This is a genomic window from Allobosea sp. 2KB_26, from assembly GCF_052115715.1.
In the GTDB taxonomy this organism is placed as follows: domain Bacteria; phylum Pseudomonadota; class Alphaproteobacteria; order Rhizobiales; family Beijerinckiaceae; genus Allobosea.
This window is the reverse complement of sequence record NZ_JBFRHE010000001.1, coordinates 1164651-1187988: the sequence shown is the minus strand read 5'-3', so window position 1 is coordinate 1187988 and position 23338 is coordinate 1164651. Positions and strand designations below refer to the sequence as shown.

Below are 23338 nucleotides of genomic sequence, written 5' to 3'. Positions count from 1 at the left end.
CTGGAGCGCGGGTATGGCTGAGGGTCCCCTGGTTTTCGATCGTGATCTCGTTCGCCGCCGCCAGGCACGGGCGGTGGCGGGCGGCTATCCCGATTTCCTGCTGGCCCGCGCCAGCGAGGATCTCGACGAGAGGCTCGCTGCGGTGCTGCGCCGCTTCGCATTGGCGGCCGATCTCGGCACGCCGCTGCCGGTTGCAGCACCCGTGCTGCGCACCAAGGCCGAGGCGCTCTGGCGAATGGCGGAGACCGAGGGGGCGAGAGGCGATGTCGTCGGCGATCTCGAGCGTTTGCCGCTCGCCGCGGCTTCGATCGACCTTGCCGCCTCGCTGCTCGCTCTGCACGGCGTCAACGACCTGCCAGGCGCGCTGATCCAGATCAGGCGAGCGCTCAGGCCCGATGGCCTCTTCATCGGCTGCCTGCTGGGCGGTCGCACGCTTCAGGAATTGCGCGAAGTCCTGCTTGCCGCGGAAGCCGAGACGACCGGCGGCGTGAGCCCGCGTGTCGCACCCTTCGCCGATCTGCGCGACATGGGCAGCCTGCTGCAGCGCGCCGGGTTCGCACTTCCAGTGGTCGACAGCGAGCTCGTCACAGTGCGCTATCGCGACCTGTTCGGCCTGCTGCGCGATTTGCGTGCGATGGGCTGGGCCAATGCGCTGGCCGACCGGCGCAAGGCGCCGCTCCGTCGCGACACGCTGCTGCGCGCTGCTGCGCTCTATGCCGAGCGCTTCGCCGATCCCGACAGCCGGTTGCGCGCTACGTTCGAGATCGTCTGGCTTTCCGGCTGGGCGCCGCATGAAAGCCAGCAGAAGCCGCTCCGGCCGGGCTCGGCCAAGGCGAGGTTGGCGGATGCGCTCGGCGTGCCCGAGATCGGGACAGGCGAGAAGCCGGGGCAATGACGGGAGCAGCAGTCGATGAGCGGACGCGCGGTGCGGCTTGGCCGCTCAGATTTCAGACTGTTTCGCGCGATTCCGACGCGTTGGGCCGATAACGACGCCTATGGTCACGTCAATAACGTGATCTATTACTCCTGGTTCGACACGGCGGTGAATGCGTGGCTGATTGAGCAGGGGCATCTCGATCTTGCCGGAAGCGAGATTGTCGGCCTCGTGGTCGAAACGGCCTGCACCTATTTCGAAAGCGTCGCCTTCCCCGAGACGATCGAGGCTGGAATTGCGGTCGAGAAACTAGGCCGTAGTTCGGTGACATATCGGATCGGCATTTTCCGGCGCGGTGGCGAGCAGGCGGCGGCGCAGGGCCGCTTCACCCATGTCTATGTCGCGCGCGCCGGTCAGAAGCCGGCTCCGATCCCGGACGGATTGCGCGATGCGCTTCAGGCGCTCGCCGTATCGGACGCGCCGGGCTGATCTCAGTTCGGGGCACCAGTCGGTGCCGTCACGGGCGGAACAGGCTTGAATGTACGCCTGCATGGCATTGATCGGCGGGAATGCGTTGTCTCCGGCGGGCAAGCAGGTTATGCCCCGCGCATCAGAGGCGGGCCGGGCGTCCGCGATCAGGGACCAGGCGAGCCGTGATTCCCAACGAGATCAAGATCACTCCGCAACTCGTGGCCGAGCACGGCCTCAAGCCGGACGAATATCAGCGTTTCCTCCACCTGATCGGTCGCGAACCGACGATCACGGAGCTCGGCATCGTCTCAGCGATGTGGAACGAGCATTGCTCCTATAAATCCTCGAAGATCCATCTGAAGACTCTGCCGACCAAGGCGCCCTGGGTGATCCAGGGCCCGGGCGAGAATGCTGGCGTCATCGATATCGGCGATGGGCTCGCGGTGGTCTTCAAGATGGAGAGCCACAATCACCCTTCGTTCATTGAGCCCTATCAGGGCGCGACGACCGGTGTCGGTGGCATCCTGCGCGACGTCTTCACCATGGGCGCGCGCCCGATCGCAGCCTTGAATGCGTTGCGCTTCGGCGATCCCTCGCATCCCAAGACCCGTCACCTTGTCTCGGGCGTCGTTGCCGGCATCGGCGGCTACGGCAATTCCTTCGGCGTTCCGACGGTCGGCGGCGCGGTCGGCTTCCACACGCGCTATGACGGCAACATCCTGGTCAATGCCATGGCGGTCGGCCTCGCCAAGACCGACGAGATTTTCTACGCCAAGGCGTCGGGTGTCGGTAAGGCGATCGTCTATCTCGGCTCCAAGACCGGTCGCGACGGCATCCATGGCGCGACCATGGCGTCGGCCGCCTTCGGCGATGGCGGCGAGGAACGCCGCCCGACGGTGCAGGTCGGCGACCCATTCGCCGAGAAGCTGCTGCTGGAAGCCTGCCTCGAGATCATGGCGGCCGGGCATGTCGACGCCATCCAGGACATGGGCGCGGCCGGGCTGACCTGCTCGGCCGTCGAGATGGGCGCCAAGGGCGATCTCGGCGTCGAGCTCGATCTCGACGCGGTGCCCTGCCGCGAAGAGCAGATGAGCGCCTATGAGATGATGCTCTCGGAGAGCCAGGAGCGCATGCTCATGGTGATCAAGCCGGGTCACGAGGAGCCGGCCGAGGCGATCTTCAGGAAATGGGGGCTCGATTTCGCCGTGGTCGGCAAGACCACCGACACCTTGCGCTTCGTCGTGAAGCACCAGGGCGAGACCATGGCCGACCTGCCGATCAAGGAACTCGGCGACGAGGCTCCCGAATATGACCGGCCCTGGATCGAGACCCCGAAGCTGGCGATCATCGAGGCGGCTTCGGTGAAGCCGCCCATGTCGAACGCGGATGCTCTGCTGAAGCTCGTCGGCTCGCCGGAACTCTGCTCGAAGCGTTGGGTCTATGAGCAGTACGACACGCTGATCCTCGGAAACTCGGTGGTCACGCCCGGCGGAGATGCCGGCATCGTCCGCATCGAGGAGGGGCCGAAGGGCCTTGCCATGACCGCCGACGTGACGCCGCGCTATTGCGAGGCAGACCCGTTCGAGGGCGGCAAGCAGGCGGTCGCCGAAGCCTGGCGCAACCTCACCGCCGTCGGTGCGACGCCGCTCGCCATCACCGACAACCTGAATTTCGGCAATCCCGAGCGACCCGAGGTGATGGGTCAGCTCGTCGGCTGCATCAAGGGTATCGGCGAGGCCTGCAAGGTGCTCGACTTCCCGGTCGTCTCCGGCAACGTCTCTCTCTACAACGAGACCAATGGCGTCTCGATCCTGCCGACCCCGACGATCGGCGGCGTCGGTGTTCTGGCCGATGTGACGAAGCATGCGACTGTCGGCTTCAAGGCCGAAGGCGAGAGCATCATCCTGATCGGCGAGACCTCCGGCTGGCTCGGCCAGTCGGCCTATCTCGCGACCATCTGCGGCCGGGAAGAAGGCGCGCCGCCGCCGGTCGATCTCGCGATCGAGCGCCGCAATGGCGAATTCGTGCGCGCGCTGATCACGGCCGGCCGCGTCAGCGCCTGCCATGATCTGTCGGATGGCGGCCTCGCGGTTGCCCTGACCGAGATGGCGCTTGCCGGCGGCGTCGGCGCGACCGTGACGCAGCTTCCCGTGGGGCTGGCCCATGCCGTCCTGTTTGGTGAAGATCAGGCGCGGTATCTCGTCACTGTGCCGTCGGGCGCCGTCGAGGGGCTCCTGACCGAGGCCAGGGCGGCCGGCGTGCCTGCCGCTCTCATCGGCCGGACCGGCGGAAACGCCCTTGCGCTGCCGGGCGAGGCGCCGCTGGCGCTGACCGCGCTCGACAAGGCCCATGAGGACTGGTTCCCGACCTATATGTCGGCCAAGGGCGCGTAAGGAGACACGATCATGGCGATGGACGCGCAGGATATCGAGGCGATGATCAAGGCGGCGCTGCCGGACGCGGTTATCGAGATCAAGGATCTCGCCGGGGATGGCGACCATTACGCGGCGACCGTGACCTCGGCCGCCTTCAAGGGCAAGAGCCGGGTTCAGCAGCACCAGATGGTCTATGCCGCGCTGCAAGGCCGCATGGGCGGCGTGCTGCATGCCCTTGCGCTGACGACGACGGTTCCCCAGAATTAGCAGAGATGACCAGCGGGCCTTGACCCCGCCTCAGGAGAAAAGACCGATGAGCGACGTCAACGCCCGTATCGACGCCGAAGTGAAATCCAGCGACGTCGTGCTCTTCATGAAGGGCACGCCCCAGTTCCCGATGTGCGGCTTCTCCGGGCAGGTCGCCCAGATCCTCGGTTATCTCGGCGTGCCCTACAAGGGCGTGAACGTGCTGGAAGACCAGGAGATCCGCGAGGGCATCAAGGCCTATTCCAACTGGCCGACGATCCCGCAGCTTTACGTCAAGGGCGAGTTCATCGGCGGTTGCGATATCACCCGCGAGATGTTCCAGGCCGGCGAGCTGCAAGCGCTCTTCGAAGAAAAGGGCATCAGCGTCAAGCAGGCGAGCTGAGGCTCGTCCGACGCATCCGCGGAGTGGCGTCGTAGCCTTCAGGCCGCTGCGCATTCCGGGTGGGGCTTGCGGATCCGTTCCTGCGAGGGCGGGTATTTCTTCAGCTTGTCGGCGGGCCTGACCGGCCTGCGCACCAGTTCGCCGCCGCAATTCGGGCAGGCGCCTTTGAAGCGCGCCTCCGTGCAGTCGGCGCAGAAGGTGCATTCGAAGGTGCAGATCATCGCGTCGCGCGCCTGGGGCGGCAGGTCGCGGTCGCAGCATTCACAGTTCGGGCGAAGCTGCAGCATGGCATTCTCCAGACGCGGTGGAGAGATCCTGCGGCCGGCGGTGCTGCGCCGCCAGCGCAAGTTGCTGATGAGATCGATCAGCTCAGGCGATCACTTCACCAGAAGCCAGTCCTCGACGACCAGCGCATCGAGGCCGCTGGTATAGAACATCAGGATCGCATCCTCTGCCGTGTGCAGGATGGGCTTGCCCATGATGTTGAACGAGGTGTTGAGGATCACCGGCACGCCGGTGATGGCATGGAAGGCTGAGATCAGCGCGTGATAGCGCTCGTTGCGCTCGGCCGTGACGCTCTGGAGCCGGCCTGTCGCATCCTCATGGACCACAGCGGGAACGCGTCCGCGTACGGGCGGCTTCCAGACCAGCGTGCGCTCCATATAGGGCGAGTCCTGGTAGTCCTCGAACCAGTCTTCGCCGTGATCGGCGAGAATCGACGGCGCGAAGGGGCGGAAGGCCTCGCGATACTTGACCTTGGCGTTGAGCAGATCCTTGGCGTTGGCCGGGCGCGGATCGGCAAGGATCGAGCGGTTCCCGAGTGCACGTGGGCCGAACTCGGCCTTGCCCTGGACCCAGCCGACAAGCTTGCCTTCGGCAAGCAGTCGGGCCGTCACCGGGGCGACCTCTTTCGGTGCGAGACGCTTCAGGCGAGGCTCCCAGGCCGCCATGCGCTCCAGCGGCTCGGTCGAGACGCGCGAGCCGAGATAGGGCGTCATCGGGCCCTTCGGCGCGCGCCAGCCTGGATGCGCCTCGGCATGGGCCAGCCAGGCCGCCCCAATGGCGTTGCCGTCATCGGCGGGAGCGGAGGGTACGAACACCTGGCTGAAGCCGTGGCGGCCGACGATCTTGCCGTTGAACGAGGAGTTGAGCGCGCAGCCGCCTGACAGAACCAGATTCTCGCACGGCACCAATGCGGCGGCTTCCGCAAGCAGAGCCGCCATCATCTCGGCGAAGACATCCTGACCGCAGCGGGCAAGGTCGGCCCAGCCCTGGTCGAGCGCCTCAGTGGGCCGCTGCGCCAGGATCTCGGCGGAGACCGCGCGTATGGTCGCGGCATCCGCGAAGGAAAGCTTGTTCTCGTCGATCCGGTAAAGGCGGCGCAGCAGCGCCAGCAGCTCGGCATCCTGCTTGCCATAGGGCGCGAGCCCCATGATCTTCCATTCCTCGCCCTTCGCCTGGTCGAAGCCGGCCAGGTCGGTGACGAGGCCGAAATAGAAGCCGATCGACTCGCGGCCGCGGTGACGCTTCACCTCGCTGATCTCGCCATCGCGCAACGCGAGGATGGCCGAGGCCCCTGTCTCGCCCATGCCGTCGACGACGAGGCAGGTGGCATCGCGGAAGGGCGACGACCAGCAGGCATAGGCCGCATGACCGAGATGGTGGCCATAGCGCTTGATCCCGGTGACGTTCGCCTTGCCGAAGGCGCGGTCGAGCCCGAGCAGCGTGCCGAGGCCGGCGCGCTGCTGGCCGAGATGCAGCGAGGCGATCAAGGCCCGCTCGGAGCGTTCCGGCACCAGCGAGCGGTTGAGCTCGGGGGAGAGCTTGAGCAGTTCATCGATCGTGAAGGCGCCGGTCCGGCTCATCTGCTCGAGGAAGCCGGTGAACTCCCCGCTCCAGCTCGTCGCGATTTGTACCGGGGCGCCTGCCGGGATGTAGCGCTTAAGCAGGCCTTCCATCCGCGGCGCGGAATCGGGCTCGCAATTCGGTGCGCGCTTATATTGCAGGTAGCGCTCGGTCGCCTCGGCGAAAAGCACCTCGCCATCGGGGCCAACGATCGCGATCGCAGGATCGTGGAAGGTGGTCGCGAGGCCGATCGTGTAGCTCATGCCGCAACGATATGGAGCAGAGCGCGCGATCAGGCAAACCGCGGCGGCTCAGCGTCCGAGCGCGGTGCGGATGAAGGAGAGCGCGTCCTGGCTCGCCCAGTCGGCAGGGCCCTGGAGCATCGCGAGTTCACAGCCCGACGGGTCGACCAGGAAGCTGACCGGCATGCCCTCGATCTTCTTGGCCGAGCGCAGATCCTGGAAGACCTTGGCCTCCGGATCGGCGTAATAGCCGAGCTGGTCGATCTTGCGCTCGGCAAGCCAGGTTTTCGGCTTCTCGAGGTTCCGGGTGTCGATATTGATCGCGACCACCGCGAAGTCCTGGCCGCCGAGCTTGCCCTGCAGCGCGTCCAGCGACGGCATCTCATGCAGGCAGGGCAGGCACCATGTCGCCCAGAGATTGACCAGGACGGTCCGCCCCTTGAAGGCTGACAAGGTGGTCGGCTGACCGTCGGGGCCGTTGAAGGCAAGATTCGGCAGGGGCTGCGATGCCCTTGCAACCTCCACGGCTGCAAGTTCGCCGCGTGCCAACGGGCGCAATTTTTCAGCCGTCGCTGCCGCCGCCGAACATGATCCCGAATTGCCGGCTCGGCCCTGGACAGAGTAGAAGGCCGCGACGCCGCCGAACGCAATCAAGGCGAGAGCGCCGAAGGCGGCAAGTGTTTTCGAACGAGACGTCATTGCGCGTCCAAAAAGCAGGAAAGAGCGTCGTGAGCAATCGCATGTGGGGAGGGCGTTTCGCCACGGGGCCGGACGCCATCATGGAGGAGATCAATGCCTCCATCGACTTCGACCAGCGCCTGTGGCGCCAGGATATCCGGGGCTCGTTGGCGCATGCGGCGATGCTGGGCGAGACCGGCATCCTGACCCGCGATGATGTGAACGTGATCAGCGCAGGGCTCAAAGCGATCGAGGCCGAGATCGAATCCGGGACTTTCACGTTCTCCCGCGCGCTCGAAGACATTCACATGAATGTCGAGAGCAATCTCAAGGAGCGGATCGGCGCTGCGGCGGGCCGTCTGCACACGGCTCGCTCGCGCAACGATCAGGTCGCGACCGATATGCGTCTGTGGGTGCGCGATACGCTTGAAACGCTCGATCGGCAGATCGCCGACCTGCAACTGGCCCTTGCCGAGAAGGCCGAGGCCCATGCCGGCGCGGTGATGCCGGGCTTCACGCATCTGCAGTCGGCGCAGCCGGTGACATTCGGGCATCACATGCTCGCCTATGTCGAGATGCTGGCGCGCGACCGCGGTCGTGTCCATGATGCGCGCGAGCGCCTCAACGAATGCCCGCTCGGCGCTGCGGCGCTTGCCGGCACATCCTTCCCGATCGATCGCTTCCACACGGCCAAGGCGCTCGGCTTCGCCAGGCCGACCGCCAATTCACTGGATTCGGTCTCGGATCGCGATTTCGTGCTGGAGACACTCGCGGCGGCCTCGATCTGCGCCATGCATCTCTCGCGTTTCGCCGAGGAGATCGTGCTGTGGGCGACGCCCCAGTTCGGCTTCGTCAAGCTCTCGGACAAATTCTCGACCGGCTCCTCGATCATGCCGCAGAAGCGCAATCCCGACGCTGCCGAGCTGGTGCGCGGCAAGGCGGGACGCGTCTTCGGGCATCTTCAGGCGCTGCTGACGATGATGAAGGGGCTGCCGCTCACCTATTCCAAAGATATGCAGGAGGACAAGGAAGGCACTTTCGATGCGCTGCAGTCGCTCTCGCTGTGCCTTGCCGCCACGTCGGGGATGGTCCGCGACATGGAGCCCAACCTGAAGGTGATGAAGAAGGCGGCGGGCCTCGGCTACGCCACCGCGACCGACCTTGCCGACTGGCTGGTCCAGGTTCTGAAGATGCCGTTCCGGGATGCGCATCACGTCACTGGCAAGCTGGTCGGCGTCGCTTCTGCCAGAGGCATCGGGCTGGAGAAGCTGACGCTGGCCGAGATGCAGGACGTCGAGCCGCAGATCACCGAGGCTGTCTTCGCCGTGCTCGGCGTCGAGCAGTCGGTGAAGAGCCGTGTCAGCTATGGCGGCACGGCGCCGGCCAATGTCCGTCGTCAGGCCAAGCGCTGGCTGAAGCAGCTCGCCAAGGAGCAGCAGTGACAATTCGTGGGAGATGCCCGGGCTCGACCTGGGCATGACCGCAGGCGATTTCCGGGGCGGCCCTGCATTCTGCCCTGGGAATGACGCTCCGTCGCTGCAAAGGCTCGCAAGCACGCGCGCCTTTCGCTACAGTCCCCGCCACATATTGCCCGAGGATTCCCGTTCGTGCCGCATCCCCGCCTGAAACTCGGCCGCGCCATCATGGTCGCCGGCCTGCTAGGTCTCGCTTTGACTGCCTGCGGCCGCAAGGGACCGCTCGAAGCGCCGCCGAACGCAACCAATGCCATCGACCTGCCTGACGAGGACATCGGCGCGGTCGAGAACCGTGTGCCGGAGACCACGACCTCACCGATCGCCAAGCCACCGAAATCAAGTCGCACGATCCCGATTCCCAACAAGAGCTTCGTGCTCGACCCTCTGCTCTGAGATTCCGATGCATCACTTTGCCTATCGCGACGGCGCGCTCTTCGCCGAGGATGTCGATCTGCGCCGGATTGCTGCCGAGGTCGGGACGCCCGTCTACGTCTATTCCTCGGCGACGATCGAGCGGCACTACAGGCTGTTTGAGAGTGCGATGCGCGGCATTGATCCCGCGGCTCCGGCGCCGCACGTCTTCTATGCGGTCAAGGCGAACGGCAATCTCGGCGTCCTGAAGACGCTGGCCGCACTTGGTGCGGGGGCCGATACCGTCTCGGAAGGCGAAGTGCGCAAGGCGCTTGCCGCCGGTTTCGCTCCCGAGAAGATCGTCTTTTCCGGCGTCGGCAAGAGCGAGAGCGAACTTGCCTTCGCTGTTGGGGCCGGCATCTTCCAGATCAACATCGAGTCGGAGAGCGAACTCGAACTGTTGTCGAAAGTGGCGGCAAGGCTCGGCAAGCGCCAGGAGGCTGTCTTCCGCGTCAATCCTGATATCGGCGCCGGCGGCCACGCGAAGATCACCACCGGCTCGGCCGCCAACAAGTTCGGCGTTTCTTTCGAGGAGGCGAGCCGGCTCTACGCACGCGCCGCCAATATGCCGGGCGTCCGGATGATGGGGCTGGCGGTCCATATCGGCAGCCAGATCCGCGAGACCGAGGCTTTCGAGGCGGCCTATGCCAAGATGGTCGGTCTGGTTGGCAGTCTGCGGGCGGAAGGGCACCGGGTCGACCGGCTCGATCTCGGCGGGGGGCTTGGAATTCCCTATGAGATCCCGAAGGATTTCGATCACGGTCCGAGCCTGATCGAGGATTACGCGGCCATGGTCGGACGTGTCACCAAGGGGCTCGATGTCGAGCTCGGGTTCGAGCCAGGCCGCCTGATCGTCGGCAATGCCGGCATCCTGCTGACGCAGGTTTTGCACCTCAATTCGCGGCCCACCAAGCAGTTCCTGGTCGTCGATGCGGCGATGAACGACCTGCTGCGGCCCGCGATGTACGAGGCGTATCACGAGATCTGGCCTGTGGCCGAGCCTGCCGCCGATATGCGCAAGCTTGCCTATGATGTCGTCGGACCGATCTGTGAATCGGGCGATACCTTCACCACCGATCGCCTGCTGCCGGAGCTGAAGCAGCACGACCTGATCGCCTTCATGACAGCGGGTGCCTATGGCGCCAGCATGTCTTCGACCTATAATCAGCGTCCGCTGGTCGCCGAAGTGCTGGTCAAAGGCACCGAATTTGCCGTGACGCGCCCGCGCCAGAGCTATGAAGACCTGATCGGCACGGATCGTGCACCGCCCTGGCTGGCCTGAGCCTGCGGTTCACGAAACGCGGAGCGGCCTGTGTGTGGCGAGGCTGCGCTCTGGCCTTGCCATATTCACGTGTTAGCGTGGTGTTATCTATTGGGGTTCACGCGGAGCGGGGGCGGCTCGGAGCGACGGCATGAAAGAGGCGCAGCGCCGCACGGCGCTTGATCCGATCGGGAGCATCCGCCAGCGCCTCGGCAGGTTGGCTGCGGTGTCCCGCGCCTCGCTTGCCTGGGAGCGCCTCTGGCCCCGGCTCTGGTTGCCCGCAGCGATTATCCTCACGTTCCTGGCGCTGTCCTGGCTCGGGTTGTGGACGCACCTGCCCTGGCAGGGCCGCGCCACCGGCGTCGCGCTCTTCTTCGCTGGGTTGGCTGCCAGCATCTTGCATGTTGCTCGCACGCCCTTGCCGTCGCGGCGCGATGCGCTGGCGCGGCTCGACCAGTCGCTGCAAGGGGCGCATCGCCCGGCCTCGGCACTGGAGGACAGTCTCGCCGTCGGTTCGAGCGATCCGGTTTCGCAGGCACTATGGAAACTCCACGTCGAACGGCAGGGCGCGCAGGTTGCGGGCCTGCGGGTGGCTCCGCCGCGGCCACGCATGGCCATGCGTGACCGGCTTGCCATTCGCGCTGTGCCGCTGCTGGCCGCCGTTACCGCCTTCTTCGTCGCTGGCCACGAGGCCGGGCCTCGCATCTCGGCTGCCTTCGACTGGCGCGGTCCGTCCGCCCCGGTTGCAGCCGCCCGGATCGACGCCTGGATCGATCCGCCCGCCTATACGCGCCTGCCGCCAATCCTGATCGATTTCGCCCGGCTGCACGACACCGCCTTCACGGCGCCGGAAAAATCGACCGTGGTGATTCGCATTGCCGGCAAGAGCGGCATGGATGTCGTGACCACGGGCCGGCTCGATGTGCTGCCGCCGTCGCAAGCGAAGGAGGGTAAGCCGGTCGAGGCGGGCTCGGTTGCCGTGCTGGAAAAACGCTACATGTTGACCGGCAATGGCACGCTGAGGATCACCGGTAGTGGCGCGCCGCAGGCGACGCTGACCCTGACCGCGGTTGCCGACCAGCCGCCTCAGATCAGCTTCGTCGAGCCGCCGAAACCGGTCAGCGGGGTACAAGGCGGGCTGGGCCTGACATTCCGCGCCAAGGATGATTATGGCATTGCCTCGGCTGAAGTCGTCGTCTCGCGGGCCGGGGCCCCATCTGGCGGGCGTTCGCTGGTTGAGCCTCCGAAGCAGGCGCTCAGCGTTCCATCATCCCCGTCCGGCGAGGAAGAGCTGAAGAACACCGTCGATTTCTCTGCTCATCCCTGGGCCGGCGCCAAGGTCAAGATGGTGCTCGTTGCGCGCGATGAGGCCGGGCAGGAGGGCCGCAGCGAGACGATCGAGGTCGTCTTGCCGCAGCGCACCTTCACCAAGCCTCTCGCCAAGGCCCTGGTCGAGCAGCGGCGCAAGCTCGTCATGGATGTCGATGCGCGCAAGCGCGTTCAGCTCGCCATGGACGCGCTGCTGATCGAGCCTGATCGCTTCATGAAGGAGGCCGGCGTCTATCTCGGCATGCGCATGATCGGCGAAAGGCTGCGGCGCGCGACCAATGACGACCAGTTGCGCGATGTCGCCGACCTGATGTGGGGCATGGCGCTCCAGCTCGAGGATGGCGATCTCTCCGATGCGGAGCGCGATCTGCGCGCTGCCCAGGAGCGACTGCAGCAGGCTCTGGAGCGCGGGGCAACCGAGGAGGAGATCCGCAAGCTGACCGAGGATATGCGGCGGGCACTCGACAAGTTCATGCGCGAGCTCGCCCAGCAGATGCAGCGGCAGCAGCAGAATGGCGATCAGAACCAGGCGCAACTGCCGGAGAATTTCCGCTCGGTGACGCCGCGCGACCTGCAGAACATGCTGAACCGGATCGAGGAGCTTTCCCGACGCGGCGACATGGCCGAGGCTCAGCGGCTGATGGAGGAGCTGAATAACCTCCTCAACAATCTCCAGATGGCGCGGCCGGGCCAGCAGGACCCGAGGCAGCGCGAGATGAACCAGGCGCTCGGCGATCTCGATCGGATGACCCGCGACCAGCAGAACCTGCGCGATGAGACTTATCAGCAGGAACAGCAGCGTCAGAACCGGGCCCAGCAGGGCCGTCGGCCTGGCCAGCAGCAGGCACGCCCTGGCCAGGGACAACGGCAGCAGGGTCAACAGGGCCAGCGCGGGCAGCGCGGCCAGCAGCAGCCCGGGCAAGAAGGCGAAGACGGCGAGAGCGAGGACGGACAGCAGGGTGCCGAGGGCCAGCAGGGTCAGGGTCAGGGTCAGGGGCTGTCGCAGCGCCAGCAGGCTCTGCGCGAGCGCCTGCAGGACCTGCAGCGGCGGATGCGCGGCATGGGCGCGCCGGAGTCCGGCGAACTCGGCGAGGCAGAGGACGCCATGCGCGAGGCGGAAGGCCAGCTCGGCCAGGGGCAGGGCGAGGGCGCGCTCGAATCGCAGGGCAAGGCGCTCGATGCCTTGCGCCGTGGCGGGCAGAACCTCGCCCAGCAAATGCAGGGGCAGCCCGGTGACGGCGACGGCACGGAAGGCGCTTTCGGCGAGCCGGACGGTCAGCCGGCCGGCCGGCCTTCGGCGCAGCAGCGCGGCCGTGACGATCCGCTCGGACGACCGCAGCGTCAGCGCGACTGGGCCGATGGCCGCGTGCGCGTGCCCGGGGCCGATGAAAGTGCGACGCAGCGGGCGCGGCGTATCCTCGAAGAACTGCGCCGCCGACTCGGAGATCCGTCCCGGCCGCTCGAAGAACTCGACTATCTCGAGCGGTTGCTCCGGCGGAACTGAGCGCTTTCAGGCCTTGCGCGAACTCGCAACCAGCGCCCCGGCCACGATCAGAGCGCAGGACGCCGCGAGCAGCCAGCTCGCGGCCGCATAGCCCGTGATCACGAGGATGAGGGTGGAGAGCACCGGTGCGGCATAGGAAGCGACACCGAGGAAGGCGACGTCGCCGCGCTTCATGCCGATATCCCAACAGATGAAGGCCAGCCCGATCGAGCCGAGGCCGAGCCCGAGCGCGCCCGCCCATTCAACTGTTGTTAGCGACCAGAGCGTCGTCTCGAAGGCTGCGTGGCACGCAAAAGCGGCTGCAGCGCAGCCAAGCAGGGTGACGCCAAGGCTTTCGGACGGCACCTCGGCAAATCGGCGTGACAGAACCGAGTAGCTTGCCCAGACGAAGGCGCCAAGCGCAGCGAGCCCGTGTCCGAGCGAGAGCTCGCCGCCCGCACTGAGCCCACCCGAGATCAGCAGCGCAGTCGCGGCGAGCCCGATCAAGGCCCCGATCAGATGCCGCAGCTTCAGGCCGCCGCCCGGCAGCAGCGCAGCAAAAAGCACGATCAGCAACGGCCAGAGATAGTGGATCAGGTTGGCCTCGGCCGGCGGCGCGGTCTTGACCGCGGCATAGTAGAGAGCGGTGTCGCCGAAGGGACCGTAGAGGCCAAGCGCGAACGAGCCCCAGGTCGGCCGAGCCCGGCGCAGTTGCCCGCGTGCGGCGGTGATGCAGAGGATCAGCACGCTGCCGATGGCAAATGTCATGCCGACGAGCTGGAACGGCGGTATGCGACCCGACATGGCGGTGAACAGCGCCAGTGTCGACCAGAGCAGGACGGCGCCAAAGCCGGTGAGGGTCGCGGTGCGGGAGGTCATCATCGGGAACGAGGTTCGCGAGGGCGGGCGCCGCAGGCGATATCAGATCGACGGCTCGCTGCCCATCGATAGCGCCGCTGAGCCGCAGCGCGCAGCTCGTCTCCGAACGGACGTTATGTGCACTCGTATCCTGACGTCCTGATCCCGCGGCGGTGCCGATAGTCCGGCGCGGCGTGGCTCATCGCCCCGTGATGATCTTGATCGGTGCGCCAAGAATCTTGAGTGGCACCGAGACGATCGCTTCGAGCGAGTCGCCCAGGGCCTCCCGCGCATTTTCGGTCGCGTGTGTCTGCCTTCCAACGCCGCGCTCCAGGGTGCTCTTCAGTTGGGGCGCGATCTCCGCCAATTGCGCGAACTTGCCGTGATTGCTTGAATCATTGGCCTTCACCTCGGTCATGTCGACGACAACGGCGCCAAGCTCCGCCAATTCCTCTGCGTTTTGGGCATCTCCGACGCGGCCCTGGCCGCCGGCAATGAAGCTCGAGGCACCAAGCGCCTTGTCATCCTTGGAGAGCACGATGAAGAACGGCCTCTTGGGTTTTCCAAAGCGCCGCATCTGAGTCTTGAAGACGTCGATGTCGATATCGGGCGCGGCAAGAATGACCATACCGATCTTCCCGGCGCCGGAGAGTTCGCCAGAAATCTTGATCTGGCGCAGGGCTTCGACAGTGACCCAGTTGCCCATCGAGTGGGCCAGGATACTGACCTTCTCGGCATTGCTGGCCAGGAGCAGTCGGATCGTCCGTTCCAGGTTGTCGCGTGCCGCCGTCGCGCTGTTCGAGTCATAGACGTATTGCGTCAACGCCCCGCGCGATGCCCAGGTGAACAGCACCGGCACGGCAGGCGCCTGGGAATCGTGCACCACCTGGGCGAAGCGGTAGAGCCCTTCCGCGAACATGGTGTTGTAGCCATGGATGAAGAGCACGACGTTGCGGCTGCCGCGCGGGCGCAGGGCGAGCTGGGCATTGAGGGACCTGACGAAGGCCTGCTCTCCGTCGAGATAACCGGCCTGGCGCACGACGAAATTGGTCCTCGGATCGCCAGGAGCCGTCGAGGCCCATTCGATCTCGCCGGGTGTGTGCGTTGGCGGAACGGACACCTCGATCTTGGCGAAATCGAGCGGCATCGCGCGCTCGCCGTTGAAGAGCGTGCCGGGCCGATCGTCGCGCTGGCGTGTGGTGGCGACCAGGATCGTGTGCGAGGTCGACCCTGCATCTGCTACTGCAACTGGGGCCAGGAACCCCGTTTCGGGCCGTGAGGCGCAGGCGCCCGCAAGCGCCGCGGCGATGATCGCGCCGGCGATCGCCGTCCAACGCATGCGGGATGATAGTAAACAGCCCCGTCTCGAACGACGAATGCTGTACCCCACGCCCGCTTGCAAAAAGGTCATGTACGGCTCCCCGGCGTCTGGAGCGTATGACGTGGAGAGGAGGCCGTAAAGAAGCGGAGCATGGCTGCTTCTATCGGCTCATTCCTCGGGGGCGACCGAGCCTGAATCTGTGCTCGGACACTGCAATCCTTGCGAGCTCAGCGCTTGTCCGCGCCAAAACGGTCGCTCTCGGTCACGCGGGGCTGATTTTGCGATCAGGGGCGCGCCGGAGCTGCGACCGCTTGCGCTCAACGCTCGCGCAGCCAATCCATCATCTGATAGCGCCAATAGGTCGCCTGGACAGCGACGGTGCCGAATATGCCACCGTTCCAGACGAGGCCGAAGGGCGCGAACAGACGATGGCGATCGCTGGTTCCGAGAATGGCCTCGGCAATGACGCGACCGCCGATCGCGGTGGTGTTGAGCCCATGTCCGCCAAAGCCGAGGCAGTGCCAGACATTCGGGCCGAGCTGGCCAATCTGCGGCATCAGATGCCGCGCATAGGACATCAGGCCCGACCATGCGATCTCGACCTTCAGTGCTTCGAGCTCGGGATAGGTCGAGATCATGGTCCGGCGCAACAGGGCGGCGAGATCGCGCGGCTCGCTGGTGCGGGTGGTGATGCGGCCGCCCCAGAGCAGGCGCTGGCCATCCTCGACGATGCGATAATAATCCCCGGCACGACGGTCATCGCTGATCGCAGCGCGCGTCCCGATGGCCTTGGCGATCAGCTCCGGCGCTGCCTCGGTCGTCAGCACATAGGTCGCGATCGGTAACTGGCTCGAGCGCAGCTTCGGCACGAGGTTGTCGGTATAGCCGCCGCAGGCGATCACGACCTGCCGGGCGCGCAGCTCTCCCGATGCGGTGACCAGGCGTTTCTCGGGACCGGAGAGCTCGGCCGAGACAACGCGCGATCCCTCGATGATTCGCCCTCCCAGCGTTTCGATGGCGTCCGCCAGGGCGCGTACGTAGTTCAGCGGATGGATGTGGAAGGAATGGGGATCAAACAGGGCCTGGTGGTACTTCGGCGAACGAAGCACCTCGCGAACCTGCGCGGTCGGCCAGAAGTCGACGGTGTAGCCGTGATCCCGCGCCAACTGGTCGCGAGCCCGAGCGAGACTGTCGCCGCTGTCATAGCGCACGACGCTGATCCTGCCCGGCCGGGGATCGGCACCGGCGATGGCGAGGTCGCGAATGTTGTCGGAGACGATGCGCATGCCCTCGATCGAGAGGCCATGGAGTTCGTTCGCCTTGGCCTCACCAATGGCGCTTGCGATCGAAGAATGGCTGCGGGCATAGCCGGGGCTGACGAAGCCGCCATTGCGCCCCGATGCGCCCCAGCCGACCGCCTCGGCTTCCAGCACCGCGACCGAGCGTCCGGCCCGGGCCAATTCATAGGCGCAGGTGAGCCCGGCGAGCCCGCCGCCAATGATGCAGGTATCGACCTCGATGCGGCTCTGCAGCGGGGCCCTCTTGTTCGTCGTGGCGGCGGTGCGGGCATAGAAGGTATCGGGATAGGTCAGCATGATGCCCAGCAAGACTCTTGTCGCAGGAGGAGCGACGCAGTCCGGTCAGTGGGCCGGACTGCGATCGTGATCGGTCTTGAGTCGACGCTCAAGGAACCGGCTATAGGACCCCATGCCATAGCTGAACAGGGCATAGACCAGAGCGGCAAACACATATCCCTCGATTACGGCGATACCCTGCCAGTTCGGGTCCCGCAGCGATGCACGAACCGTATCGAGAAAGTCGAGGAGGCCGATGATGGTGACCAGCGTGGTGTCCTGGAAGAAGCCGATGAAGATATTGACGAGCGGCGGGATCACGATCTTCAGCGCCTGCGGCAGGATGATCTTGCGCATCGACAGCCAGTAGCCGAGCCCGAGCGCTGCAGCCGCTTCGTGCTGGCCTTTCGAGACCGCTTGCAGTCCGCCCCTGACGGTTTCCGCGATATAGGCTCCGGCGAAGATGATGATCGCGACCTGTGCCCGCAGCAGCTTGTCGACCGTGAGCCCGTCCGGCATGAACAGCGGCAGCATCACCGAGGCCATGAACAGGATCGAAACCAACGGCACGCCGCGGACGACCTCGATGAAGATAATGGCGATGACCTGAATGGCCGGCAGTTTCGAACTGCGTGCCAGCGCCAGCACGACACCCAGGGGGAAACCGAACGCCAAGCCGACCGAAGACAGCATGAAGGAGAGCGGCAGGCCACCCCAGTTCGTGGTGCTGACGACAGGCAGGCCGAACACGCCGCCATACATCAGCACGCCGCAGATCACCGGCACGGCCAGCCAGAGCCAAAGCAGCCGCCGCGACCAGAAGCGCGGGATCATTGAAACGATCATGGCACCGAGGAACAGGACCACCGCAAAGGCCGGCCGCCAGTGTTCGTCGTAAGGGTAGAAGCCGAAGATCATGAATCGCAGCTTCGCCGCCAGGAACGGCCAGCAAGCCCCGGCTCCGACCTTGCACGCCTGGGGCCCGCCTTCGAGCACCGCGCGCGTCACGAGCCAGCCCCAGGCTCCCGTGACCAGGCGATAGATCAGCCACAGGCAGGCCAGGGTGATGACGGCATTGATCGGCGTGCCCAGAAAGGGCTTCAACCGGGCGGTCCATTCGCGCCCGCGTGGTGGCGGCAGGTCTGCCCGCGCCAGGTTGAGTGTTTCCATTTCGGCGGCGCTGACCATCTCAGCGCTCCACCAGCGCGACGCGGGCGTTGTACCAGTTCATGAACAGGGAGATCGTGATCGACATGCTGAGATAGACCAGCATGAAGATGGCGATGCCCTCGATCGCCTGCCCAGTCTGGTTCATCGTGGTGTTGGAAACCATCACGAGATCGGGATAGCCGATGGCGATGGCGAGCGACGAGTTCTTGAACGTCGACAGATAGGAACTGGTCAGCGGCGGCACGATCACGCGCAGCGCCTGCGGCAGCACGACGAGCCGCATGGTCTGACGGTCATGCAATCCCACAGCACGCGCCGCTTCCCATTGGCCGCGCCCGACCGAAAGGATGCCGGCGCGCACGATCTCCGCAATTCCGGCCGAGGCGGAAAGGCCGAGTCCGACCAGCAATGCCGTGAATTCCGGGGTGACCTGAACGCCGCCCGTGATGCGGAACCGGCCCTTTTCCGGCCAATTGATCACGAAATCAGGCTGCAGCAGCAGGATCGCCAGCAGGGGAGGGCCAAGAAGGGCGGCGAGGATGAGCGGCCATCCCGTCTGGTTCTGTCCGGAGGCGACGCGTCGGTTGCGCAGCCTGGATGCCACGACGAACGCCAGCGCGATACCGACGATCACCGCTGCGAGGATGCCGGTATGCGCGGATGACCAGCGCAGCGACGGAACAATCAGGCCGCCATTGCTCAGGAAGACCTCGGGCAATGGCTGCCAGGCTTCGCGCACGGGCGGGAAGACCGCGACGATGAGCGCGTACCACAGGAAGAGGTACAGAAGCAGTGGTACGTTGCGCAGCGCCTCGACATAGATCAGCGCCAGGAAGGACAGCAGAGGATTGCGCGACAGCCGGGCGATGCCGATAACCAGTCCGAGCAGCGTCGAAAGGGTGACCGCGAAGATCGACACCCAGATCGTGTTGAAGATGCCGACGAGCAGGGCACGCGCGTAAGTATCGCCGGAATCATAGCTGATGAAGGACTGACTGATGACGAAGCCGGCGGGCCGCGAGAGATAGGCAAAGCCGGTCGCGATATTCTGTTCCGCCAGCTTGCGCGAGACATTGCCGAACAGATAGAGCCCGACACCGACGACGAGGGCCACGGCGACGACCTGATAGAGCACGGCGCGCACGCGCACGTCATAGAGCAGCCGCACCGGACTGGATGCAGAGGAAGCCATCGAGCTGTCCCGGGCTGGAGGGCCGCCGGCAACGGAGCGCTGCCGGCGGTCTCAGTTCAATCGAGGGAACGCACGGTGGCTGTGATCACCGGAACGGTGGCGAATAGAGCAGGCCGCCCTTGTTCCAGAGCTGGTTGGGGCCACGGCTCAGGCCAAGCGCCGTCTTCTCGCCCAGGCTGCGCTCGAAGATTTCGCCGTAATTGCCGTTCTGCTTGATGATGTTATAGGCCCATTTGTTGTCGAGATTCAGCATCTTGCCGAGATCGCCATTGACGCCCAGCATGCGCTGGATTTCGGGATCCTTGCTCTTGAGCTGCTCGTCGACATTGGCCTGGGTGATGCCGTATTCCTCAGCCGCGATCAGCGTATTGACCGACCAGGAGACGATGTCCCGCCAGTTGCTGTCGTTCTGGCGAACGACGGGCGCGAGCGGCTCCTTCGAGATCGTCTCGGGCAGGATGACGAACTGCTTGGGATCATTCGCAACGGCGCGCACCGAAGCAAGGTCGGAGCGGTCGGTGGTGATGACGTCGCAGCGGCCCGAGAAGAAGGCGTTGCGCCACTCGTTGTTGTCCTCGAAGACGACGGCCTCGTACTTGATGTTGCGCGGCTTGAAATAGTCCTCGAGGTTCTGGAGCGTCGTCGTGCCGGGCAGCAGGCAGATCGCTGCCTGCGAGAGTTCCGACGCGCTCTTCACACCGAGCTTGGTCGAGACCATCAAGCCCTGGCCGTCATAGAAAACGATCGGCGCGAAATCGAGCCCGAGCGAGTTGTCACGCGAGAAGGTCATGGTAGTCTGGCGCGACAACACGTCGATCTCGCCGGACTGCAGGGCCTGGAAGCGGATATTGGTGTTGAGCGGGACGAATTCGACCTTGTCGGGCGCGCCGAACACTGCAGACGACACTGCACGACAAACATCCGTATCGAATCCCTGACGCACGCCCTTGTCGTCAGCGTAGGAGTAGCCGGCGGAACTTGGCGAAACACCGCAAAGGACCTTGCCACGCTTCTTCACGGTATCGAGCGTCGCCTGTGCCGAGGCCGGACCCGCAAATACGGCGAGTGCGGCGGCGGCGATCCCGAGCGCAGCAATTTTATTGATCATTTTCGGCATTGTTCACTCCCCTGGGCCCGCCTTTTTTCCGGCGTGTAGTAACGAGCCTATTTGTGCTGGAAAACAACTTCAAGTGTCCTGACCAGCACGGTCGTCATGCGGTGGGACCCGGTTCCCAACACTGCCATCGGAGTGCTGCAATCGCAGGGCGTGCGTCAGGCACCGGCGAAGGACGCCATCCCGGAACATGCGAGACCAAGGGACCGGGATGACTTACCGCAGTGAGCTGATGCGATTTCTGCAAGGCACGGCGCAGAATGCCGTTCCGCGACACATTCGAGGGGGGATCACAGGATGAATGACGGCAAAGGACAGGTCGGCAAAGGGGAGGTCGGGACGACCGTTATCCGAAACTGCGACTGGATCGTCGCATGGGACGCTTCAACATCCTCCCATGTCTATCTGCAGAATGCGGATTTCGCCTTCGCCGGCAATGAGATCACCCATGTCGGGCCGGGCTATCCCGGATCGGCGGATATCGAGCATGACGGCCGCGGCGTGATGCTCATGCCCGGCTTTGTCGACATTCACAGCCATACTGGCCATGAGCCGGGTTGGAAGGGCATGCTCGAGGAATTGGGGAGCAAGCGCCTGGGGCAAAGCTCGCTCTACGAGTTCATGCCGGTCTTCAACATCGGTCCGAAATATGCCCGTCATGCCTGCCGGGTGGCGACATCGGAACTGCTGCGGAGCGGCGTGACCACGATCTGCGATCTCGCCGCCCCCCGCGAAGACTGGGTCGGCGATTACGAGGTCACGGGCATTCGCGCCGTTCTCTGGGCCATGCATCGTTCGGGAGCCTGGCGTACGCGCAATGGCCACTCCGTCGAATATGACCTGGATACGGAACGCGGCGACAGGCTGCTGCTGGAGGCCATCAAGGTGGCCGACGACGCGAACAAGCATCCGAGCGGCCGGATCAGTGGATATTTTGGCCCCGCGCAGATCGATACCTGCACCGAAGGGCAGATCCTCGGTGCACTTGAAGCCGCACGCGAGCGTGGCCAGCCGATCCAGCTCCATGCCGCGCAGAGCATTGTCGAATTCCAGGAGATCGTACGTCGCACCGGCTGCACGCCGATCGAGTGGCTCGACAAGATCGGTGCGCTTGGTCCCGACACCGTGATCGGGCACTGCATCTTCCTCAACGATCATCCATGGCTGCATTGGCCGCAAGGCAACGATTTCGAGCGGCTTGTGCGGAGCGGCGCGCAGGTCGCCCATTGCCCCGTCGTCTTCGCGCGTCGGGGCATCGCTCTGAATACGCTCGCCCGCTATGTCGATGCGGGAGTTCCGGTCGGCATCGGCACCGACAGCTTTCCGCACAACATGCTGGATGAGTTGCGGATGGCTTGTTACGCCGGGCGCATCGTTGCGGGCAGCTTCACCGCGGCGCCGACATCCTATGCCTTCAGTGCCGCCACCAATGTCGGAGCCGATATCATTCGCAGGCCCGATCTCGGCCGTCTGGCCATCGGCTGCAAGGCCGATTTCTCGATCGTCGACATGACGAACCCTTATATGCAGCCTGACTACGATCCGATCCGCAGCATCGTCTATTCTGCGAATGACCGGGCGATCCGGGACGTTTACGTGGATGGGCGACAGGTCGTCGCCAACGGGCAGGTGCTCCACTTCGACATCGGAAACGATATCGAGATGCTGCGCCAGGGGCAGCGGGACGTGATCAAGACGGCGAGCGAGCGGGATTGGGCCGGCCGGGAAATCGAGGAGCTGACGCCCCGCGTCTATAAGATCAAGCATCCGGATCGCACCGGCGGCTAGTTTCCCAGGCATCGCAGAGGGGAGGGAGGCGAGGGCGACCTTGCCGCCATCCCATCCGGCGGCGGTGTGTCCGGTTGGGCGGCCCGATGCCGCTCAGCCGGCTTTGCAGCATCGGTCGCGCGGCTATGCTGCGGCCGAGTGATTGAGGTAACATCGAGCGCTTCAAGCCGACTGGCAATGTTGGTTGGAAGGAGAGACGGCGTTGCGTTTCATGCCCTCCGTCTGTGCCGGGGCCGCTGGCCGAATGAGGCGGCGCGATTTCGTCGCGCTCGCCGGTGCGGCGATGGCCTGGACCCTCCCGGCTCGCGCGCAACAGTCGGCTATGCCGATCATCGGGTATCTCGGCTCCGAATCCCCCGGGCCCTATGCGAGCCGCCTGCGGGCCTTTCGTGACGGCCTGGCGGAAGCCGGTTTCGTCGAGGGGCGCAATCTCGCGATCGAGTATCGGTGGGCGGAGGGCCAGTATCGCCAACTGCCCGCCCTTGCGACGGATCTCGTCAATCGTCAGGTGACGGTGATCGTGGCACCCGGCGGCGCCGAGGTCGCGCTCGCGGCAAAATCGGCGACGACGACGATACCGATCGTCTTCGAAATGGGGGGAGACCCCATTGCGCTGGGCGTCGTGGACAGCCTGTCCCGGCCGGGAGGCAATCTCACGGGTGTGTCGAGCCTCAGCGTGGAGGTCTCGCGCAAGCGGCTGGAATTCATGCATGAATTGCTGCCCACTGCGAGGAGCTTTGCTGTTGCCGTCAACCCAACGAGCCCGACCTCGAGCTCGCAAATGAAGAATCTCCAGGCGGCGGCGGACAGCCTTGGCCTGGAGCTTCATGTCCTGACTGCCAGCGCCGAACAGGAGTTCGACGGCATGTTCAGGGCTGTGTCGCAGACGCAGGCGGGCGGCCTCGTCTTCTCCTCCGACCCCTATTTTGCCTATCGCAGTCAGCGGCTTGCCGTCCTCGCAGCGCAGCATGCGGTGCCGGCTGTGACCCAATCCCGCGACTTTCCGATCGCCGGCGGGCTGATGAGCTATGGCGGTGATTTCGAGCAATCGCACCGTCACGCCGGCAACTATGCCGGCCGTATCATCAAGGGCGAGAAGCCGTCCGACCTGCCGGTTCAGCGGGTCACCAAGGTCGAGATGTTCATCAACCTGAAGGCCGCCGGCGCGCTGAGACTATCCTTCCCGCCCTCGCTGCTGAGCAGCGCCGACGGGGTGATCGAATGACCC

20 protein-coding genes are annotated in these 23338 nt (G+C 65.2%); 11 read left to right on the top strand and 9 right to left on the bottom strand.

Features of this window, described 5'->3' with window-relative positions:
• The first annotated feature begins 13 nt into the window (after nucleotides 1–13).
• The 5 genes from AB4099_RS05815 (at nucleotide 14) to grxD (ending at nucleotide 4369) form a co-directional block, all read left to right on the top strand.
• Nucleotides 14–895 carry a methyltransferase domain-containing protein gene (locus AB4099_RS05815; protein ID WP_441477358.1) on the top strand — a complete coding sequence of 294 codons (882 nt, stop codon included), beginning with the start codon at nucleotides 14–16 and terminating at the stop codon, nucleotides 893–895.
• 15 nt (nucleotides 896–910) lie between these two features.
• Nucleotides 911–1363: an acyl-CoA thioesterase gene (locus AB4099_RS05810; protein ID WP_441477357.1), complete on the top strand. Its 453-nt coding sequence runs from the start codon at nucleotides 911–913 to the stop codon at nucleotides 1361–1363.
• Nucleotides 1364–1527: 164 nt separating this feature from the next.
• Complete coding sequence (purL, locus tag AB4099_RS05805; protein WP_441477356.1) at nucleotides 1528–3738, top strand: phosphoribosylformylglycinamidine synthase subunit PurL; 2211 nt, start codon at nucleotides 1528–1530, stop codon at nucleotides 3736–3738.
• 12 nt (nucleotides 3739–3750) lie between these two features.
• Complete coding sequence (locus AB4099_RS05800) at nucleotides 3751–3987, top strand: BolA family protein (protein WP_441477355.1); 237 nt, start codon at nucleotides 3751–3753, stop codon at nucleotides 3985–3987.
• 46 nt (nucleotides 3988–4033) lie between these two features.
• Nucleotides 4034–4369: a Grx4 family monothiol glutaredoxin gene (grxD, locus tag AB4099_RS05795; protein WP_441477354.1), complete on the top strand. Its 336-nt coding sequence runs from the start codon at nucleotides 4034–4036 to the stop codon at nucleotides 4367–4369.
• Between the two features lie 38 nt (nucleotides 4370–4407).
• Here the strand turns inward: grxD and AB4099_RS05790 are convergent, their stop codons facing one another.
• The 3 genes from AB4099_RS05790 to tlpA all read right to left on the bottom strand — a co-directional run bounded on the left by AB4099_RS05790 (nucleotide 4408) and on the right by tlpA (nucleotide 7155).
• On the bottom strand, nucleotides 4408–4656 hold the full coding sequence (locus AB4099_RS05790) for a DUF1272 domain-containing protein (RefSeq protein WP_441477353.1): 249 nt from the start codon (nucleotides 4654–4656) through the stop codon (nucleotides 4408–4410).
• A 90-nt stretch (nucleotides 4657–4746) separates the two neighbouring features.
• On the bottom strand, nucleotides 4747–6477 hold the full coding sequence (locus AB4099_RS05785; protein ID WP_441477352.1) for a carbamoyltransferase family protein: 1731 nt from the start codon (nucleotides 6475–6477) through the stop codon (nucleotides 4747–4749).
• Between the two features lie 48 nt (nucleotides 6478–6525).
• Nucleotides 6526–7155, bottom strand: coding sequence for a thiol:disulfide interchange protein TlpA (tlpA, locus tag AB4099_RS05780; protein ID WP_441477351.1), 630 nt, complete (start codon nucleotides 7153–7155; stop codon nucleotides 6526–6528).
• Between the two features lie 29 nt (nucleotides 7156–7184).
• Between tlpA and argH the strand changes: the two genes are divergently transcribed.
• From argH to AB4099_RS05760, 4 genes are all read left to right on the top strand, one after another.
• On the top strand, nucleotides 7185–8576 hold the full coding sequence (argH, locus tag AB4099_RS05775; RefSeq protein WP_441477350.1) for an argininosuccinate lyase: 1392 nt from the start codon (nucleotides 7185–7187) through the stop codon (nucleotides 8574–8576).
• 165 nt (nucleotides 8577–8741) lie between these two features.
• Nucleotides 8742–9002, top strand: a complete 261-nt coding sequence (lptM, locus tag AB4099_RS05770) for an LPS translocon maturation chaperone LptM (protein WP_441477349.1) — start codon at nucleotides 8742–8744, stop codon at nucleotides 9000–9002.
• A 7-nt stretch (nucleotides 9003–9009) separates the two neighbouring features.
• Nucleotides 9010–10302, top strand: a complete 1293-nt coding sequence (lysA, locus tag AB4099_RS05765; RefSeq protein ID WP_441477348.1) for a diaminopimelate decarboxylase — start codon at nucleotides 9010–9012, stop codon at nucleotides 10300–10302.
• Between the two features lie 130 nt (nucleotides 10303–10432).
• Nucleotides 10433–13114: a TIGR02302 family protein gene (locus AB4099_RS05760; RefSeq protein ID WP_441477347.1), complete on the top strand. Its 2682-nt coding sequence runs from the start codon at nucleotides 10433–10435 to the stop codon at nucleotides 13112–13114.
• A gap of 6 nt (nucleotides 13115–13120) precedes the next feature.
• On the opposite strand, the gene yddG is transcribed toward AB4099_RS05760, so the two are convergent.
• The 6 genes from yddG to AB4099_RS05730 form a co-directional block, all read right to left on the bottom strand.
• Nucleotides 13121–13975 carry an aromatic amino acid exporter YddG gene (gene yddG, locus AB4099_RS05755; RefSeq protein WP_441477346.1) on the bottom strand — a complete coding sequence of 285 codons (855 nt, stop codon included), beginning with the start codon at nucleotides 13973–13975 and terminating at the stop codon, nucleotides 13121–13123.
• Between the two features lie 175 nt (nucleotides 13976–14150).
• Nucleotides 14151–15362, bottom strand: coding sequence for an alpha/beta hydrolase (locus AB4099_RS05750; RefSeq protein ID WP_441477345.1), 1212 nt, complete (start codon nucleotides 15360–15362; stop codon nucleotides 14151–14153).
• 227 nt (nucleotides 15363–15589) lie between these two features.
• Nucleotides 15590–16864: an NAD(P)/FAD-dependent oxidoreductase gene (locus AB4099_RS05745; protein ID WP_441477676.1), complete on the bottom strand. Its 1275-nt coding sequence runs from the start codon at nucleotides 16862–16864 to the stop codon at nucleotides 15590–15592.
• Between the two features lie 48 nt (nucleotides 16865–16912).
• Nucleotides 16913–18034: an amino acid ABC transporter permease gene (locus AB4099_RS05740; RefSeq protein WP_441477344.1), complete on the bottom strand. Its 1122-nt coding sequence runs from the start codon at nucleotides 18032–18034 to the stop codon at nucleotides 16913–16915.
• 1 nt (nucleotide 18035) lies between these two features.
• Nucleotides 18036–19208: an amino acid ABC transporter permease gene (locus tag AB4099_RS05735; RefSeq protein ID WP_441477343.1), complete on the bottom strand. Its 1173-nt coding sequence runs from the start codon at nucleotides 19206–19208 to the stop codon at nucleotides 18036–18038.
• An 85-nt stretch (nucleotides 19209–19293) separates the two neighbouring features.
• On the bottom strand, nucleotides 19294–20316 hold the full coding sequence (locus AB4099_RS05730; RefSeq protein ID WP_113518621.1) for an amino acid ABC transporter substrate-binding protein: 1023 nt from the start codon (nucleotides 20314–20316) through the stop codon (nucleotides 19294–19296).
• 303 nt (nucleotides 20317–20619) lie between these two features.
• Here AB4099_RS05730 and AB4099_RS05725 point away from each other — a divergent pair, with 303 nt between their 5' ends.
• Nucleotides 20620–22110, top strand: coding sequence for an amidohydrolase family protein (locus tag AB4099_RS05725; RefSeq protein WP_441477342.1), 1491 nt, complete (start codon nucleotides 20620–20622; stop codon nucleotides 22108–22110).
• A gap of 244 nt (nucleotides 22111–22354) precedes the next feature.
• Nucleotides 22355–23335 (top strand): ABC transporter substrate-binding protein, encoded by a 981-nt coding sequence (locus AB4099_RS05720; RefSeq protein WP_113518602.1) that lies wholly within the window; start codon nucleotides 22355–22357, stop codon nucleotides 23333–23335.
• Nucleotides 23336–23338: the final 3 nt, after the last annotated feature.